We start from the raw sequence: 16067 nt of genomic DNA, 5'->3' as shown, positions 1-16067 counted from the left end.
AACAACAATTAGGGGCCCACCCATTATGCAAACCTGGCAACAGCTCTACAGCCCGCTCGGCAGCCTCGGCTTGTCCGCCCTCGCGGCCGTTATTCCCATCGTATTTTTCTTCCTGGCCCTGGCGGTGTTTCGCCTCAAGGGGCATGTGGCCGGCAGCATCACCCTGGCGCTGGCGATTGCCGTGGCGATCTTCGCGTTCCAGATGCCGGCAGACATGGCCTTTGCCGCCGCCGGCTATGGCTTTGCCTATGGCCTGTGGCCCATCGCCTGGATCATCGTCGCCGCCGTATTCCTCTACAAACTGACGGTCAAGAGCGGCCAGTTCGAGGTGATTCGCAGCTCGGTGCTGTCGATTACCGATGACCAGCGTCTGCAAGTGCTGCTGATCGGCTTCTGCTTCGGCGCATTCCTGGAAGGTGCCGCCGGTTTCGGCGCACCGGTGGCGATTACTGCCGCCCTGCTGGTCGGCCTGGGCTTCAACCCCCTGTACGCCGCCGGCCTGTGCCTGATCGCCAACACCGCCCCAGTGGCGTTCGGCGCGCTGGGCATTCCGATTATCGTGGCCGGCCAGGTCACCGGAATCGACGCCTTCAAGATCGGCGCCATGACCGGCCGCCAACTGCCCTTGCTGTCGTTGTTCGTGCCGTTCTGGCTGGTGTTCATGATGGACGGCCTGCGCGGTGTGCGGGAAACCTGGCCAGCTGCACTGGTGGCAGGTTTGAGCTTCGCCATCACCCAATACTTCACGTCCAACTTCATCGGCCCGGAACTGCCGGACATCACCTCGGCCCTGGCCAGCCTGGTTTCCCTGACGTTGTTCCTGAAAGTCTGGCAACCCAAGCGCACCGCAGGCGCCCAGATTGCCGGCGCCACTTCCAGCGCAGCCATCACCGCCAGCGCCGGCGGCTTCGGCCAGCCTCGTAGCACCGTGGCCTCGCCCTACAGCCTGGGGGAAATCATCAAGGCCTGGTCGCCGTTCCTGATTCTTACCGTGCTGGTGACGATCTGGACCCTCAAGCCGTTCAAGGCGATGTTCGCCGCTGGCGGCTCGATGTACGGCTGGGTGTTCAACTTCGCCATCCCGCATCTGGACCAGATGGTGATCAAGGTCGCGCCAATCGTCGTCAACCCGACGGCGATTCCGGCCGTGTTCAAGCTTGACCCGATTTCCGCCACCGGCACGGCGATTTTCTTCTCGGCACTGATCTCGATGCTGGTGCTCAAGATCAACATTAAAACTGGTCTTACCACTTTAAAAGAGACCTTCTACGAACTGCGCTGGCCCATTCTTTCCATTGGCATGGTGCTGGCATTCGCCTTCGTCACCAACTTCTCCGGCATGTCCTCGACCATGGCCCTGGTCCTGGCGGGCACGGGCGCGGCGTTCCCGTTCTTCTCGCCATTCCTTGGTTGGCTGGGCGTGTTCCTGACCGGTTCCGATACCTCGTCCAACGCGCTGTTCGGCTCGCTGCAAGCCACCACCGCGCATCAGATAGGCGTCAACGACACCCTGCTGGTGGCGGCCAATACCAGCGGCGGCGTGACCGGCAAGATGATTTCGCCACAATCGATCGCGGTGGCCTGCGCCGCGACCGGGCTGGTGGGCAAAGAATCGGATCTGTTCCGTTTCACCCTCAAACACAGCCTATTCTTTGCAACGATTGTCGGCCTGATCACGTTGGCCCAGGCCTACTGGTTTACCGGCATGCTGGTTCATTAAGTCCTACACGTAATACTGGAAAAACCGACGCCGAACCGTGATTCGGCGTCTGCTATTCACAACCGGGTCTGCAAGGCTGCCGAAAGATTTCCTGGCTATATTCAGCAGCCTCAGCGGACGGATAACCGGGACCACCCGGAGACACGCCTGATGAGCGAGCTTTTTTACAACGCCGTGCCGAACGCGACCCGTGTCGCCCCGCCATTGCCCGAACCTCGGCAGTACCCCAGCGAAAAACCGCAACGGGTCTACCTGTTCGGCACTTGCGTGGTGGACCTGTTCTATCCCGAAGCCGGGATGGATGCGATTCATCTGCTGGAGCGCGAAGGAATCCGGGTGGACTACCCGCAAGGGCAAAGTTGCTGCGGCCAACCGGCCTACACCTCGGGCTACACCGAGCAGGCGCGGACGGTGGCACGGGCGCAGTTGGCCCTGTTTGCCGAAGACTATCCGGTGGTCGTGCCCTCGGGCTCCTGCGCCGGCATGCTGCGCGAGCATTACGCCGACCTGTTCAAGGACGAGCCGCAAACCCTCAAGCAGGTCCAGGCCCTGGCGGCCCGGACCTATGAGTTGGCTGAATTCCTGCTGTTTGTCTGCAAGGTGCAGTTGAACGACAGCGGTGAGCCAGTGAAGGTCGCGCTGCACACGTCCTGCTCGGCACGGCGTGAAATGAACACCCACCTGCACGGCCGCGCGTTGTTGGCGCAGTTGCGCAATGTGGAGCGAGTCGAACACAGCCACGAAAGCGAATGCTGTGGTTTTGGTGGGACATTCAGCGTTCGCATGCCGGATATTTCCGGCGCGATGGTGGCCGACAAGACCCGAGCGCTGAAGGAATCCGGCGCGCACAAGGTCATCAGCGCCGATTGTGGCTGCCTGATGAACATCAACGGCGCACTGGAAAAACAGCAGGAGGCGTTACGCGGCCAACACCTGGCGAGCTTCCTCTGGCAGCGTAGCGGAGGTGTCGCATGAGCACGCCGACGCTGATTCCGACCGTTGAGGTGCAGGAAGATTTTCGCGCCCGGGCCCACAAGGCCCTGGGCGACACGCAACTGCGAAACAACTTTCGCAGCGCGATGGATTCACTGATGACCAAACGGGCAACGTCCTTCAGCGATGCCCACGAAAGAGAACACCTGCGTGTGCTGGGCAATGCCGTCCGCGCCCGTGCGTTATCGAAGCTGCCCGACCTGCTCGAGCAACTTGAAAGCAACCTGACCCGCAACGGTGTGAACGTGCACTGGGCGGAAACGGTGGACGAAGCCAACGGCATCGTCCTCTCGATCATCCGCGCTCACGAGGCGCGGCAAGTGATCAAGGGCAAATCGATGGTCAGCGAAGAGATGGAGATGAACCATTTCCTCGAGGCTCGAGACATTGAATGTCTTGAGTCCGACATGGGGGAATACATCGTCCAGCTCGACCACGAGAAGCCTTCACACATCATTATGCCGGCGATCCACAAGAATGCCGGTCAGGTCGCGTCCTTGTTCCACGACAAACTCGGCGTGGAGTACACCAAGGACGTTGACCAACTCATTCAGATCGGTCGCAAGGTATTGCGGCAGAAATTCTTCGAGGCCGACATCGGCGTCTCCGGCGTCAACTTCGCCGTCGCCGAAACCGGCACGCTGCTGCTGGTGGAAAACGAAGGCAACGGGCGGATGTCCACCACCGTGCCGCCGGTGCACATTGCCGTGACCGGCATCGAAAAAGTCGTCGAGAACCTGCGCGACGTCGTGCCGCTGCTGTCGCTGCTGACCCGTTCGGCCCTCGGCCAGCCCATCACCACCTACGTCAACATGATCTCCGGCCCGCGCAAGGCCGACGAACTGGACGGCCCCCAGGAAGTCCACCTGGTCCTGCTCGACAACGGTCGCAGCCAGGCGTTTGCCGACAGCGAACTGCGCCAGACGCTGAACTGCATCCGCTGCGGCGCGTGTATGAATCATTGCCCGGTCTATACCCGAATCGGCGGTCATGCCTACGGCGAGGTTTACCCGGGACCCATCGGAAAAATCATCACGCCGCACATGGTCGGCCTGGCCAAGGTGCCGGACCACCCGAGCGCGTCTTCACTGTGCGGTGCCTGCGGTGAAGTGTGTCCGGTGAAGATTCCGATTCCGGCTTTGCTCCGGCGGCTGCGGGAAGAAAACGTCAAGGCGCCGGACAGCCCCCATCAGGTGATGCGCGGCCAGGGCAGCAAATACTCGCCCAAGGAACGCTTCATCTGGAATGCCTGGGCTCGGCTCAACAGTTCGCCACGGTTGTATCGGCTGTTCGGGTTCCTCGCCACGCGCCTGCGCGCCCTGACGCCCAACAACATCGGCCCATGGACCCAGAACCACAGCGCCCCCAAACCCGCCGCCCGCTCATTGCATGACCTGGCCCGCGAACACCTGAACCAGCAGGGAGACCGCCGATGAGCGCCAAGGACAATATCCTCGCCAAGCTGCGTAAAAGCCTGACCGGCGCCACGCCCGTTGCCGACAACTTCGACGTCGAGCTGGTGACGCAGACCTACCGCTATGCGCCCGAGGAACGCATCCCGCAACTGCGCAAATTGATGGAAGCGGTGCACACCGAAATCCACCTGACGTCCAACGAGGGCTGGCCGGCCCTGCTCGCGCAATTGCTGCGCGACCGTCAATTGCCGAGCCTGCTCATCGCCCCGACCACCGCGCACGGGGAAAAAATCACACAGTTCTGGGCGAACCATCCGGACCTGCCAACCCTCAAGGCCTACGACCGCCCGGTAGAAGAGTGGAAGGCCGAGTTGTTCAACGACACCCCCGCCAGCCTCACCGGAACCCTTGGCGCCATCGCCGCCACCGGCAGCCTGATTCTCTGGCCAACCCGGGAAGAGCCGCGACTGATGAGCCTGGTGCCACCGGTGCATTTCGCCCTGCTCAAGGCCAGCGAAATCCGTGACAACTTCTATGAAGTGCAGCAGGAATTCGAGTGGGCCCAAGGCATGCCCACCAACGCCCTGCTGGTATCGGGCCCGTCGAAAACCGCCGACATCGAGCAAATCCTGGCCTATGGCGCTCATGGTCCGAAGGATCTGGTGGTTTTGATTCTGGAGGACCAATGACCCTTCCGGCCCCTTTCCTACACGACGTCCAACAACTGATCCCGCAGAAACGCCGTTTCGACGATCCGCTGTCGACCTTGGCCTTCGGCACCGACGCCAGTTTCTACCGGTTGATTCCGAAACTGGTGGTGCGCGTCGAATCCGAAGATGAAGTGATTGCGCTGCTGAAACTGGCCCAACGCGACCAGGTCCCGGTCACGTTCCGCGCCGCCGGCACCAGCCTGTCCGGGCAAGCCATCAGCGACTCGGTGCTGATTGTGCTCGGGGATAACTGGAACGGGCGCGAGGTTCGCGAGCAAGGCCTGCAGATTCGTTTGCAGCCCGGCGTGATCGGCGCCCAGGCCAACGCCTGGCTGGCGCCGTTCGGGCGCAAGATCGGCCCAGATCCGGCGTCGATCAATGCCTGCAAAATCGGCGGCATCGTCGCCAACAACGCCAGCGGCATGTGCTGCGGCACGGCGCAGAACACCTATCACACCCTGGCCGGCATCCGCCTGGTGCTGGCCGATGGCACGCGCCTGGATACCGAAGACGACAGCAGCGTGGCGGCTTTTCGTACGAGCCATGGCGAACTGCTGGAACGCCTGGCGACTTTGGGCCGCGAGACCCGCGCCAACACTGAACTGGCTGCGCGAATCCGGCATAAATACCGTCTGAAAAATACCACCGGCCTGTCACTCAATGCCCTGGTGGACTTCGACGAGCCTGTGGATATCTTGAGCCACCTGCTGGTCGGCTCCGAAGGCACCCTCGGCTTCATCAGCGCGGTGACCTACAACACCGTTATCGACCATCCGAACAAGGCTTCGGCCCTGATCGTGTTCCCCGATGTGGAGACCTGCTGCAACGCCGTCACCGTGCTGAAAAGCCAGCCAGTCTCGGCCGTGGAGCTGCTGGATCGCCGCAGCCTGCGCTCGGTGCAGGACAAACCGGGCATGCCGGATTTCGTACAGCATCTGTCGACCAATGCCTGCGCCTTGCTGATCGAATCCCGCGCCGCTTCCTCGTCTTTACTGCAAGAACAACTGGCCCGGATCATGGCCTCACTGGCCGGTTTCCCGGTGGAAAAACAGGTCGACTTTACCGAGGACCCACGGGAAAACGCCCGGCTCTGGGCGATCCGCAAAGACACCTTTCCAGCCGTCGGAGCAGTACGCAAAACCGGAACCACGGTAATCATCGAAGACGTGACCTTTCCGGTGGAACAACTGGCCATTGGCGTGAACCGCCTGATCGAGCTGTTCGACAAACATCACTACGACGAAGCGATCCTTTTCGGACACGCGCTGGAAGGCAATCTGCACTTTGTCTTCACCCAAGGCTTCAACAACCCTGAAGAAGTCGCACGCTACCAGGCGTTCATGGACGACGTGGCGCAGTTGGTGGCAGTGGAATTCGGCGGCTCGCTGAAAGCCGAACACGGCACCGGGCGCAACATGGCGCCGTTCGTCGAGCTGGAATGGGGCAGCGATGCCTACCAGTTGATGTGGCAGCTCAAACACCTGCTCGATCCCAACGGCATCCTCAACCCGGACGTGGTGCTCAGCGAAGACCCGCAGATCCACCTCAAGCACCTCAAACCGCTGCCGGCCGCCGACGAGATTGTGGATAAGTGCATCGAGTGCGGTTTTTGCGAGCCGGTGTGCCCGTCCAAGGACCTGACCTTGAGCCCGCGCCAGCGCATCGTGATCTGGCGCGATATCCAAGCCAAAAAACGCGCTGGCACGGACACCACCGAACTGGAACGTGCCTACCAATACCAGGGCATCGATACCTGCGCCGCCACGGGCCTGTGTGCACAGCGTTGCCCGGTAGGCATCAATACCGGCGAACTGGTGAAAAAACTGCGCAGCCGTGACGCGACGAAGACGAAAACCGCCAACTGGATTGAAGGAAATTTCGCCACCACCCTGCAAGGCGCGCGCTTCGCCCTCCACGTCGCCAACGGTGCGCGCATGCTGCTGGGCGCGCCTCGCCTGGCGAGACTGTCGGCCTCATTGACGCGCCTGTCCAAGGGCCAGGTGCCACAGTGGACCAACGCCATGCCCCAGCCGGAAAAGGCCATCCGTTTCAGCCCCGCCGTGTCGGACGAACGTCCGAGAGTCGTGTACCTGGCAGCATGCGTGTCGCGGGTCATGGGCCCGGCAGCAGCGGACAAGGAGCAGATGTCGCTGTACGACAAGACCCGCGGCCTGCTGGAAAAGGCCGGTTATCAAGTGGTCTTTCCAGACAATGTGGACAGCCTCTGCTGCGGCCAGCCCTTTGCGTCCAAAGGCTACACAGAACAGGCCGAGCATAAACGCCAGGAACTGATCGGCGCCTTGCTGCACGCCAGTCGCGGCGGGCTCGACCCCATCTACTGTGACACCAGCCCCTGCACATTGCGGCTGGTCCAGGACCTTGGCGACGTGCGCCTGGATCTGTATGACCCGGTGCGCTTCATCCGCACCCATCTGATGGATCGTCTCGACTTCACCCCCCAAGAAGCGCCCATCGCCGTGCACGTCACGTGCAGCACGCAGCACCTTGGCGAAAGCCAGGCGCTGATCGACCTGGCGCGCCAGTGCAGTAAAAACGTGGTCATCCCCGAAGGCATCCATTGTTGCGGTTTCGCCGGCGACAAAGGCTTCTCCACGCCAGAGCTCAATGCCCACTCGCTGCGCTCACTGAAGGACGCGGTACAGCATTGCAGCGAAGGGATTTCCACCAGCCGCACCTGTGAGATCGGTCTTACCCAACACGGCGCAATTGACTACCACGGGCTGGTGTATCTGGTAGACCGCGTCACCCGTCCCAAACCCGCCAACGGTGAGGACCCTGCGATGGGACTCGAAGAAAAATCGAATTCCTGCGCGTCGCTGTAGTCACTTGAATAGGCCCGGCTGCGCTGGGCCATCCACCGACTCGGCCTGGCCGCGACTGTCCAGCGGCACCGAGACCCTACGTTCAAGGAGATACACATGAAGCGCACCGCACTTGCTGGCTTGTTCATTTCCGCTGCGATGTTGGCCTCTCCGGTGTTTGCAAATAACCAGGCAGACCTTTGCCAGATCAATCTGCAAAAAATCAGGGATGCGAAAGTCAGCACCGAGCAGATGAGCGAAAGCATGAAAACCGATATCGACGCCACCGTCGGACAGGCCACGGCCGAACAAGCCAAAGGCACCGAGGAAGGCAGCAAGAATTGCATCTCGCTGACCACCCAAGCTCTTCAGAAACTGCAGAACAACACCAAAGGCGATCAGCAGTAATGTCACGTGCGGCCAACCTTCGGGTTGGCCTCAGACGCGGATTGGCGTACACTGCAAATGCCTGCCACTCCTCCAGCTTCATGGAGTGACAGGTTCGGGGCCGTTTAGGATTCGACGCCGGTTGCGAAACTTTAGGTGCATGCCGAGTTGGTAACAGAACTCGTAAATCCACTGTTGCAACTTCTATAGTTGCCAATGACGAAAACTACGGCCAGGAATTCGCTATCGCTGCGTAAGCAGCCTTAGACCTGAGCTTCTGGTACCTTCGGGTCCAGCAATCATTAGGGGATGTCCGTAAACCCAAAGTGATTGTCATATAGAACGGAATCGCCGTGCAGTACGTTGTGGACGAATCGGCTAAAACTTACACAACTCGCCCAAAGCACCCTGCCCGTCGGGTCGCTGAGGGTTAACTTAATAGACACGGCTACGCATGTAGTACCGACAGCGGAGTACTGGCGGACGGGGGTTCAAATCCCCCCGGCTCCACCAAATAAGCTAAACAAATCAGGCACTTAGCGATTATCGCAAGTGCCTTTTTTGTGCCCGAAAGAATGAGTCGCCCCGCCCCTCTCAAACTCCAGCAGCAGGTTTCACCGCTATAGCCATAATCTCCACCAGCACCTCAGGCCGCGCCAGACGTGCCTGAACAGTGGCCCGTGCCGGAGCACTGTCCGCTGGCAGCCAGGCGTCCCACACTGAATTCATCAGCGCGAAGTCACGATCAATGTCTTTGAGCCAGATCTGTGCGCTCAAAAGCTGGCCCTTGTCGCTGCCCGCCAGCGACAACAAGGCTTCGATCTTGGCCAGTACCTGCTGCGTCTGTTCTTCAATGCCAACCTGCAGATCAGTGGGCACTTGGCCGGAGAGGTAAAGCAGGTCGCCATGGCTGACCACACCGGACATCCGCACGCTGCTCTGAAAACGTTGAATCGTTGCCATCGGGTTTATTCCATGAATTGAGAACGTTAAGGTGCTGCGCTACCGATCAACCGGACCAGACGCTGGGCACTACCGAATGCCAAGGTCATGCCCAGCGCACCCTGGCCGCAATTGACGTACAGGTTGTCACAACCACTGACCGCCAGAATCGGCCGCCCGGTGGGGGTCGCCGGACGCCAACCGGTCCAGGGCTGACAATCATCGGTGTTCCATCCCGAACCGAACAATGCCTGCGTCGAGGCTTTCAGTTGTTCGATACGCTTAACGGGAATCGACGCATCCAGCCCACACAACTCCACCATCCCCGCGACGCGCAAGCGATCACCGATCCGGGCGAACACTGTTTTACGCCGCATGTCAGTCACGCTGACCGTCGGTGCATTCATCGAATCAGTGATCGGCAACGTAATGCTGTATCCCTTGAGCGGGTAGACCGGCATGCGCACACCGAACGCTGATAACAACCCCGCACTGTAAGCACCAGCCGCCAGCACGACCGCCTGCGTTCCTAAAAGCGCTGGGCCTTCGATGGCGTGGTGGATCTCCAACGCGGTGATGCGCCCGCGTTCACGTCGGAAAGCGGCAACCTCACTGTCGAACAGAAAACGCACACCCTGCTTGCTCAATAATCTCGCAAGCTCCTGACAAAGCTTGCGCCCATCGACCGCGCATTCGCTGTCGGTATGGATCGCGCCGTGAAACGCCTTTTTATAGCCCTCAAGTGCAGGTTCGATCGACAAGGCTTCGGCGGGGCTGACGATTTTTTGTTGCCTGGCGCCTTGGGCGGCCTGGAATTTCACCTGATCGCCGGCCTTGCGCAGGCTTTCAGCATCGGGGTAGAGAACCAGTTTTCCGGTACGGGCGAAATCGCATTGCACCTTTTCCTGACTGATGAAGGCGTCCAGCGCCAGCCGACTTTCCTGCGCCAGTTCCAGTAACTCGACAGTGGTCTGGCGCGAAATGGACGTACGGCAGGCCGCGAGAAACGCCACACACCAGCGCCATTGTTCCACGCTCCATTGCGGCGAAAACTTCAGCGGTCCGTTGCGCGCCAACAGCATTTTCGGAATGCCCGGCAACAGAGAGGGATCAGCCAGCGGTTGCACATAGCTGTAACTCAATTGCGCTCCATTGGCAGCGCTGGCGCCCATGCCTGCCTCCCCCGCACGATCGATGACGGTGACGTTATGACCGGCCTTGTGTAAAAACCAGGCACTGCTCAAGCCAACGATTCCAGCGCCGACGACACAGATTTCCATTACGCCACCACCCTGTCCGACAGGTCCCAACCCACAGGCCGCCGTTGGTGCCAATCACTGACTTGCTGGTAAGCGTGGGCGATCCGCAGGGCCAATGGTTCGGCGAAAGCACGCCCGACGATCTGCATCGAGACCGGCATACGTTGTTCGTCGAAGCCCACCGGCAGCGCCACTGAACAGAGATTGAGCAGGTTGGCGAAACGGCCGAGCAAGGCCAGGGGCGTACCGTACTCATCGACCTGACTCAACGGCACACTGCCAATGGCGTTGGTCGGGAATGCACAAGCATCGACATCGGACATGGCCTCGTCCATGGCTTGACGGGCAACACGTCGCTGGTTGTGCAAATCGATATAAGCCGCCGCGTCGATGGCGCGCCCGCTCAGCACCCGACGCTGCACATGAGGATCGAAGCGCAGATCATCGCGCTCGAACAGGCTACCAAGGCTGGCGTAGCCTTCGGCACTCATGAGGCCACCGGCGACACGCATGCACTGCTCCAGCGAAGTCGGTAGCGGCTGTTCGACCAGATGCATGCCCAGTGCGGCCAATTGCTCAAGCCCCTGGTCATAGGCTGCCAATACGCCAGGCGCGATGTGTACGCGTTCGGTCTGTGGCAGCACCCAGATGCGCAGACCGGCCACCGGAAGATTCAAACCTGCCGCGGCGCTGAACACTGGCGACTTGGCCGAGACCGGATCCAGCGGGTCCGGCCCCAGCAGCGCGTCAAGCATCCACGCGGCGTCTTCGACGGTGTGGGTAATCGGCCCCACCGAATCCAGCGATGGACACAATTCAATCAAACCGTGACGGCTAATCAACCCACGCGTGGTTTTCAGGCCAACCAGACCACACATACCCGCGGGAATCCGCACCGAGCCGCCGGTGTCGGTGCCCAATGCCGCGCTTGCCAATCCGCCGGCCACGGCCACCGCTGAACCACTGCTGGAACCCCCTGGAGCACGATGCACTTCGCGGTCCCATGGGTTCCACGGCGTGCCCATCACGGCATTTGTGCCCCACCCTCCGAAAGCAAATTCAACGGTGTGGGTCTTGCCCATGATGATCGCCCCGGCACGCTCCAGTCGCTGGACTGCCGTGGCGGTGAGCCGCGAGATACGCGGCTCCTGCGCCAGCGAACCACCGGTTATGGCCTTGCCGTCGATCTCGAACAAATCCTTGATCGCAATTGGAATGCCATGCAATGGCCCCAGGTTGACACCGGCAGCCCGCTGCCGATCGGCCGCGATGGCGGCACCGAGCGCACGCTGGGGATAGGCCTCGACATAAGCATTGAGTTGACCGTTGAAGCGCTCGATCCGCTCCAGTTGCGCGCAAACCAGGGACTCGCTCGTGAGCGCTCCGGACTCCAGCGCTTGCCGCAACTGGCCAATACTGTGGGAAGCGGTTCGATCCATGATGTTCATGTGTTCAACCTCGAATGGTTTTGCGTCCGCGAGAAAATCGTACTTCCAGCACTCGCGATAACAGAGAAAGAGGGAAAGCGATGACGAAATAGAACAGCCCCACCAGCAGGAAAATATGCATTGGCAAAAAGGATTCGGACGCGATGGCCCGGGCCGCCAGCATCAACTCATCGGTGGCGATCAGGGCGCACAGGGAGCTGTCCTTCAGAATCGACACGTAGGCATTGAGCAACGGCGGCAACATGCCGCGAATGGCTTGCGGAAAGATCACGGCGGTGAAGGCTTGCAATGGCGTCAGGCCGGTGGCGATGGCCGCCTCACGCTGGCCTCGATGCAAGGAGTCCAGTCCACCGCGCAGGATTTCCGCGACGTAGGCCGAGCCCTGCAAGCCCAGACCGATGGCGCCGGCCCAGTAACCCGACAGCGTCAGCCCGAGGCTGGGCAAGGTGAAATACAGTGCCAGCAGCAACGCCAGGAGCGGCACCGCACGCATCCCCTGGATGAAGAACACGGCCAGACGCTTGAGCAGTACGCTGGGGCTCTTCATCGCCCAGGCCAGTAACGCGCCCAACATCGCCGCCAGGGCGAAGCCTGCCAGGGACAACTCGGCGCTGACCCGTGCGCCGAGTAGCAGGCGCGCGATCCAGTCGCTCCAGTATTCCGGGTACTGCTGGAAAAAACTGATCATCGCGCCGCCCCCAGATGACGTTCAAGTCGGATGAAGCCCACGCCAATTGGCAGGATCATCGCCGCATAGATGCACATCACCGCCAGATAAATCAGCGAGGTCTGGAACGTGGATGTCACAAGATTGCGGGCCAGGAACATGATTTCCGGCACGGCAATGGCCGAGGCGATGGACGTGTCCTTGATCAATTGCGTGACGTAGTTGGCATAGGCCGGCAACGCAACGCGCAGGGCCTGGGGCAAGAGGATGTAGCGCAGAATTTGCATACGGTGCAGGCCGATGGCCTGCCCGGCTTCATGCTGGCCGACGTGCAGCGATTGCAAGCCGGCTCGGAAAGTATCGGCTAGCACGGCGCTGCCTACCAGGCTCAAACCGACGATGGCCGCCAGCCACGCGGGCAGATTGATTCCCAGATAGGACAGCCCAAAGTAGATCAGAAACAGATGCGCCAGCGCAGGCACGTTGCGCATCCATTCGATGAAACAGGCGATGGCGCCGTGTACCAGTCGAGATCGGCTGAATGTCAGTAAAACTGCCAGCACCAGACCGCCCGCGCTGGCCAGCACCAAGGTGCAGAGGGCGATTTCCAGCGCGTTCATTGCGCCTTTCAACAGCAAGGGCAGCAGCCCGAGGAAAGTTTCCAGATTCGCCATCAAGCGCTCTCCACAGCCATGCGCCCAAGAAAACTGCGGGTGCGTTCGTGACAAGGGTTGTCGATCACTTGCGCCGACGGCCCCTGTTCGACAATGCGCCCGCCGTCCATGAAGATCACCCGATCCGCCACATCGCGGGCGAACCTCACTTCGTGGGTGACCATGATCATGCTGCGGCCCTCTTCCGCCAGCTCGCGAATCACGGCCAACACTTCGCCGACCAACTCGGGATCCAACGCCGAGGTCGGTTCGTCGAACAGAATCACTTTCGGTTGCTGGGCCAAAGCCCGGGCGATGGCGACCCGCTGTTGCTGACCACCCGACAATTGCTCGGGATAAGACTCAGCCTTGTGCCGCAGATGGACTTTTTCCAACATCGCGTCGGCCAACTCATACGCCTGCTTGCGCGGCATGCCTTGGGCCTTGATCGGACCGAGCGCGACGTTATCGCGCACGTTCAAGTGCGGCCAGAGATAGAACAACTGGAACACCATGGCGATCTCGCGGCGCTGCGCAGCCATCTCCCGGTCACTCATCAGGCGTAAACGCTGACCGTCCTTGACCTGCCCGATCAGCTCGTTCCCCAGCCAGATCTCGCCACTGGTCGGTTTTTCCAGGTAATTGATGCAACGCAGGCAGGTGGACTTTCCAGATCCGCTTGGGCCAATCAGCGACAGGGTCTCACCGGGCTTCAACTCCAGGCTGATGCCCTTGAGCACTTCCAGATCGCCATAGTTCTTGTGTAATTCGTGCACGCGCAGCAACGCGGCGTCAGACGGGCTCGACATCTTGGCTAACCTCTTTTTGTTATAGGCATGGCGATGAGTCGGTGCATCCGCAGGAGTCCGCCCCATCGCCGCACACACTTATTTGCAGCCGGGCAGCGTCCAGTCCGCCGGGCGGTCGACGCCCAAGCGCAGGTCCTTGCCTTCGGGCATGAACCAGACATCCTGAGTCAGGCCGTAGCGAGCACCGATCTTGCGCATCTCACAGTTTTTCCAGAGCGTCTGAATCTGCGCGTTGACCGCCGCCACCAGTTCCGGACTGGCCTTGTTGAAGCCGAACACCACCTGACCCAAGCCAGTCAGCAATGGGAAATTCGGATCGTTGTCGACGAAGGCGTTGAAATGCAGGTGCCATTGCTCATTGCGGGAAATGGCGTATTGCATGACCGGTGGGTCGCCGATCACCGCATCGATGCGTCCGGCGAGCAGATCGCGAACGGCCGCATCAGACGTGTCGTACAGGGCGACTTGCAGGCCATCGATCTTGCGCATCTCAGGGATGAACGAAAAACCTGTGATGGTGCCAACTTTCTTGCCTTGCAAATCCTTGAGGCTGTTCCAGTTGGTCTTGTCTGTCTGAGTGATACCGTTCTTGAAGTAGTGGATCGGGTCGCTCAAGGCCATGATTTTCGAGCGTTGTTCGGTCCAGCCCATGGTGCCTGCCATGACATCCACGCGCTTGGACTGCACCGAGGCAATCGTCCCTGACCACTCCATTAATGCCGGTTTGACCTTAAGGCCCATTTTTTCGGAAATTTGTTGAAGGATTTCACCGTCATAGCCGACCATCCGACTATCTTGATACCCTGTTCCTGGCATATCACCACTGAAGGCGATGGTCAGGCTTCCCGGCGCTACTGTCTCCAACGCGAACACCGGTGCCGCAGCCAGCACGGACACCATAAAACCGGCACAAATAGCGGAAAAACGCTGAACTTTGGACGTCTTCATCGGATGCTCCTCGATCGTTTTTTATGGTGGCAGCAGAACGTTTCGCATCGGCCCATCGTAGTGGGAGCGGCGGTATAACTTGTTGGATGCTTTGCACGAATGATTGAACATTTGCGACATTCTGGCGGCACAGAGCCTGTGGCATCCCAGGAAAGCCTCGTGGACGGGCTCGATCATGGGCAGGCGCGTCATCCACCCATGCGCCGCGGCACCGCCGAGTTGTCTATTGGCATCATGTTGTGGCCACGCTTCCCCTTGCTGTCGCTGTCAGGGCTGACCGATGCGTTGCGGCATGCCGCCGATACGGGTGATCAAAGCCGCCCCATCCGCTGCCAATGGAAAGTACTCGGCACGCCCGGGCAAAGAGTCATTTCCAGTAGCGGACTGGACGTACCGATCGACAGTGAACTCGCTGACCCGGAGCGTTTCGACTACATCGTGGTGATTGGTGGATTGCTCGATTCCATCGAGGCGGTGCCGAAAACCTATCCCGCGTTCCTCCACCAGGCCGCGGCCGCACAGGTGCCGTTGATCGGCCTGTGCACCGGCAGCTTCGTGCTCGCGCAACATGGCCTGATGGAGGGGCGAACGGCGTGTGTCCACGCCTACCATGGCGACGACTGGAAGCACCGCTTTCCTACGTTGCGCTTTGTCATCAACAGGGACTTTCTGATCGACGGGGAGCGGATTACCTGCGCGGGCGGTGTTTCAGTCATCGAGTTGGCGCTTCATCTGATCGGCCTGCATTGCGGGCCGGATCGTGCGGGCAAAGTTGTGCATCAGATGACGGTGGCAAAGAACACGTCCAACAGTTTCGTCGACCGACGCAAGGCGCTCGGGTACGCCAGTTCATCCAATCGTCGATTGCACGAAGCCGTGATGTTGATGGAAAAACACATGGCCCACCCCCTGGATATCGAGGCCATTGCGCATCTGGTCGGCACCAGTAAACGGCAATTGGAACGCCTGTTTGTCGCTGAAACCAACAACAGCCCAGCCCAGTTCTACCGTCAGGTCCGACTCCGGTTCGGCAGATGGCTGCTGGTGAGTTCCGATCGCCAGATCGGCGAGATCGCCTTTGAATGTGGCTTCGCGGATGCGCCGCATTTTATTCGGCACTTTCAGAGTATGTTTGGCATGTCGCCAGGGAAGTTACGCAAGGCCCTGATGCAACAAGATGGGAAATAGCGCGGCAAGTAATCGACACCGACGTAGACCTCGCCTTGGCGACCCAGGAATAAAAAGACCACGGTGGCAGTGAACAGCGTGAACATCGCCAGCAGTTGCAACAAGG

The 16067-nt window shown here is 60.3% G+C and carries 14 protein-coding genes and 1 other RNA gene; 8 read left to right on the top strand and 7 right to left on the bottom strand.

Going from position 1 to position 16067, the window contains the following annotated elements:
* Nucleotides 1-25 precede the first annotated feature (25 nt).
* The 7 genes from AD662_RS03945 to ssrA all read left to right on the top strand — a co-directional run bounded on the left by AD662_RS03945 (nt 26) and on the right by ssrA (nt 8560).
* Entirely contained in the window at nt 26-1720 is a 1695-nt protein-coding gene (locus AD662_RS03945) for a lactate permease LctP family transporter (RefSeq protein ID WP_018612900.1), read from the top strand.
* Between the two features lie 150 nt (nt 1721-1870).
* On the top strand, nt 1871-2695 hold the full coding sequence (locus tag AD662_RS03940; protein WP_018612901.1) for a (Fe-S)-binding protein: 825 nt from the start codon (nt 1871-1873) through the stop codon (nt 2693-2695).
* Nucleotides 2692-4149: a LutB/LldF family L-lactate oxidation iron-sulfur protein gene (locus AD662_RS03935; protein WP_018612903.1), complete on the top strand. Its 1458-nt coding sequence runs from the start codon at nt 2692-2694 to the stop codon at nt 4147-4149. Before AD662_RS03940 ends, AD662_RS03935 begins: the two co-directional genes overlap by 4 nt.
* The gene (locus AD662_RS03930; RefSeq protein WP_053185653.1) at nt 4146-4817 is read left to right on the top strand and encodes a LutC/YkgG family protein; all 672 of its coding nucleotides are present in this window, start codon (nt 4146-4148) and stop codon (nt 4815-4817) included. Before AD662_RS03935 ends, AD662_RS03930 begins: the two co-directional genes overlap by 4 nt.
* Nucleotides 4814-7681, top strand: coding sequence for an FAD-binding and (Fe-S)-binding domain-containing protein (locus AD662_RS03925; RefSeq protein ID WP_053185648.1), 2868 nt, complete (start codon nt 4814-4816; stop codon nt 7679-7681). Before AD662_RS03930 ends, AD662_RS03925 begins: the two co-directional genes overlap by 4 nt.
* 96 nt (nt 7682-7777) lie before the next feature.
* The gene (locus AD662_RS03920; protein WP_053185645.1) at nt 7778-8068 is read left to right on the top strand and encodes a hypothetical protein; all 291 of its coding nucleotides are present in this window, start codon (nt 7778-7780) and stop codon (nt 8066-8068) included.
* Nucleotides 8069-8164: 96 nt separating this feature from the next.
* Nucleotides 8165-8560: a transfer-messenger RNA gene (ssrA, locus tag AD662_RS28085) on the top strand.
* A gap of 81 nt (nt 8561-8641) precedes the next feature.
* On the opposite strand, the gene AD662_RS03915 is transcribed toward ssrA, so the two are convergent.
* The 7 genes from AD662_RS03915 to AD662_RS03885 form a co-directional block, all read right to left on the bottom strand.
* The gene (locus AD662_RS03915; RefSeq protein ID WP_053185642.1) at nt 8642-9010 is read right to left on the bottom strand and encodes a RidA family protein; all 369 of its coding nucleotides are present in this window, start codon (nt 9008-9010) and stop codon (nt 8642-8644) included.
* 26 nt (nt 9011-9036) lie between these two features.
* Entirely contained in the window at nt 9037-10269 is a 1233-nt protein-coding gene (locus AD662_RS03910) for a D-amino acid dehydrogenase (protein ID WP_053185639.1), read from the bottom strand.
* Entirely contained in the window at nt 10269-11696 is a 1428-nt protein-coding gene (locus AD662_RS03905; protein WP_053185635.1) for an amidase, read from the bottom strand. Before AD662_RS03905 ends, AD662_RS03910 begins: the two co-directional genes overlap by 1 nt.
* Nucleotides 11697-11700: 4 nt before the next feature.
* Complete coding sequence (locus AD662_RS03900; RefSeq protein ID WP_053185632.1) at nt 11701-12384, bottom strand: amino acid ABC transporter permease; 684 nt, start codon at nt 12382-12384, stop codon at nt 11701-11703.
* On the bottom strand, nt 12381-13037 hold the full coding sequence (locus tag AD662_RS03895) for an amino acid ABC transporter permease (RefSeq protein ID WP_053185630.1): 657 nt from the start codon (nt 13035-13037) through the stop codon (nt 12381-12383). The genes AD662_RS03900 and AD662_RS03895 overlap by 4 nt, the downstream gene beginning before the upstream one ends.
* Nucleotides 13037-13825, bottom strand: a complete 789-nt coding sequence (locus AD662_RS03890; RefSeq protein ID WP_018612941.1) for an amino acid ABC transporter ATP-binding protein — start codon at nt 13823-13825, stop codon at nt 13037-13039. The genes AD662_RS03895 and AD662_RS03890 overlap by 1 nt, the downstream gene beginning before the upstream one ends.
* Before the next feature lie 78 nt (nt 13826-13903).
* Nucleotides 13904-14773: a substrate-binding periplasmic protein gene (locus tag AD662_RS03885; RefSeq protein WP_053185627.1), complete on the bottom strand. Its 870-nt coding sequence runs from the start codon at nt 14771-14773 to the stop codon at nt 13904-13906.
* A 159-nt stretch (nt 14774-14932) separates the two neighbouring features.
* Here AD662_RS03885 and AD662_RS03880 point away from each other — a divergent pair, with 159 nt between their 5' ends.
* Nucleotides 14933-15961, top strand: coding sequence for a GlxA family transcriptional regulator (locus AD662_RS03880; protein WP_235862385.1), 1029 nt, complete (start codon nt 14933-14935; stop codon nt 15959-15961).
* Nucleotides 15962-16067: the final 106 nt, after the last annotated feature.

This window comes from Pseudomonas kilonensis, assembly GCF_001269885.1.
Taxonomy (GTDB): Bacteria; Pseudomonadota; Gammaproteobacteria; order Pseudomonadales; family Pseudomonadaceae; genus Aquipseudomonas; species Aquipseudomonas kilonensis.
This window is presented reverse-complemented; position numbering and strand designations above follow the sequence as displayed.

Coding starts and splice junctions, on each gene's coding strand:
- AD662_RS03945 (WP_018612900.1), top strand. CDS start 26: ATGCAAACCTGGCAACAGCTCTACAGCCCGCTCGGCAGCCTCGGCTTG.
- AD662_RS03940 (WP_018612901.1), top strand. CDS start 1,871: ATGAGCGAGCTTTTTTACAACGCCGTGCCGAACGCGACCCGTGTCGCC.
- AD662_RS03935 (WP_018612903.1), top strand. CDS start 2,692: ATGAGCACGCCGACGCTGATTCCGACCGTTGAGGTGCAGGAAGATTTT.
- AD662_RS03930 (WP_053185653.1), top strand. CDS start 4,146: ATGAGCGCCAAGGACAATATCCTCGCCAAGCTGCGTAAAAGCCTGACC.
- AD662_RS03925 (WP_053185648.1), top strand. CDS start 4,814: ATGACCCTTCCGGCCCCTTTCCTACACGACGTCCAACAACTGATCCCG.
- AD662_RS03920 (WP_053185645.1), top strand. CDS start 7,778: ATGAAGCGCACCGCACTTGCTGGCTTGTTCATTTCCGCTGCGATGTTG.
- AD662_RS03915 (WP_053185642.1), bottom strand. CDS start 9,010: ATGGCAACGATTCAACGTTTTCAGAGCAGCGTGCGGATGTCCGGTGTG.
- AD662_RS03910 (WP_053185639.1), bottom strand. CDS start 10,269: ATGGAAATCTGTGTCGTCGGCGCTGGAATCGTTGGCTTGAGCAGTGCC.
- AD662_RS03905 (WP_053185635.1), bottom strand. CDS start 11,696: ATGAACATCATGGATCGAACCGCTTCCCACAGTATTGGCCAGTTGCGG.
- AD662_RS03900 (WP_053185632.1), bottom strand. CDS start 12,384: ATGATCAGTTTTTTCCAGCAGTACCCGGAATACTGGAGCGACTGGATC.
- AD662_RS03895 (WP_053185630.1), bottom strand. CDS start 13,037: ATGGCGAATCTGGAAACTTTCCTCGGGCTGCTGCCCTTGCTGTTGAAA.
- AD662_RS03890 (WP_018612941.1), bottom strand. CDS start 13,825: ATGTCGAGCCCGTCTGACGCCGCGTTGCTGCGCGTGCACGAATTACAC.
- AD662_RS03885 (WP_053185627.1), bottom strand. CDS start 14,773: ATGAAGACGTCCAAAGTTCAGCGTTTTTCCGCTATTTGTGCCGGTTTT.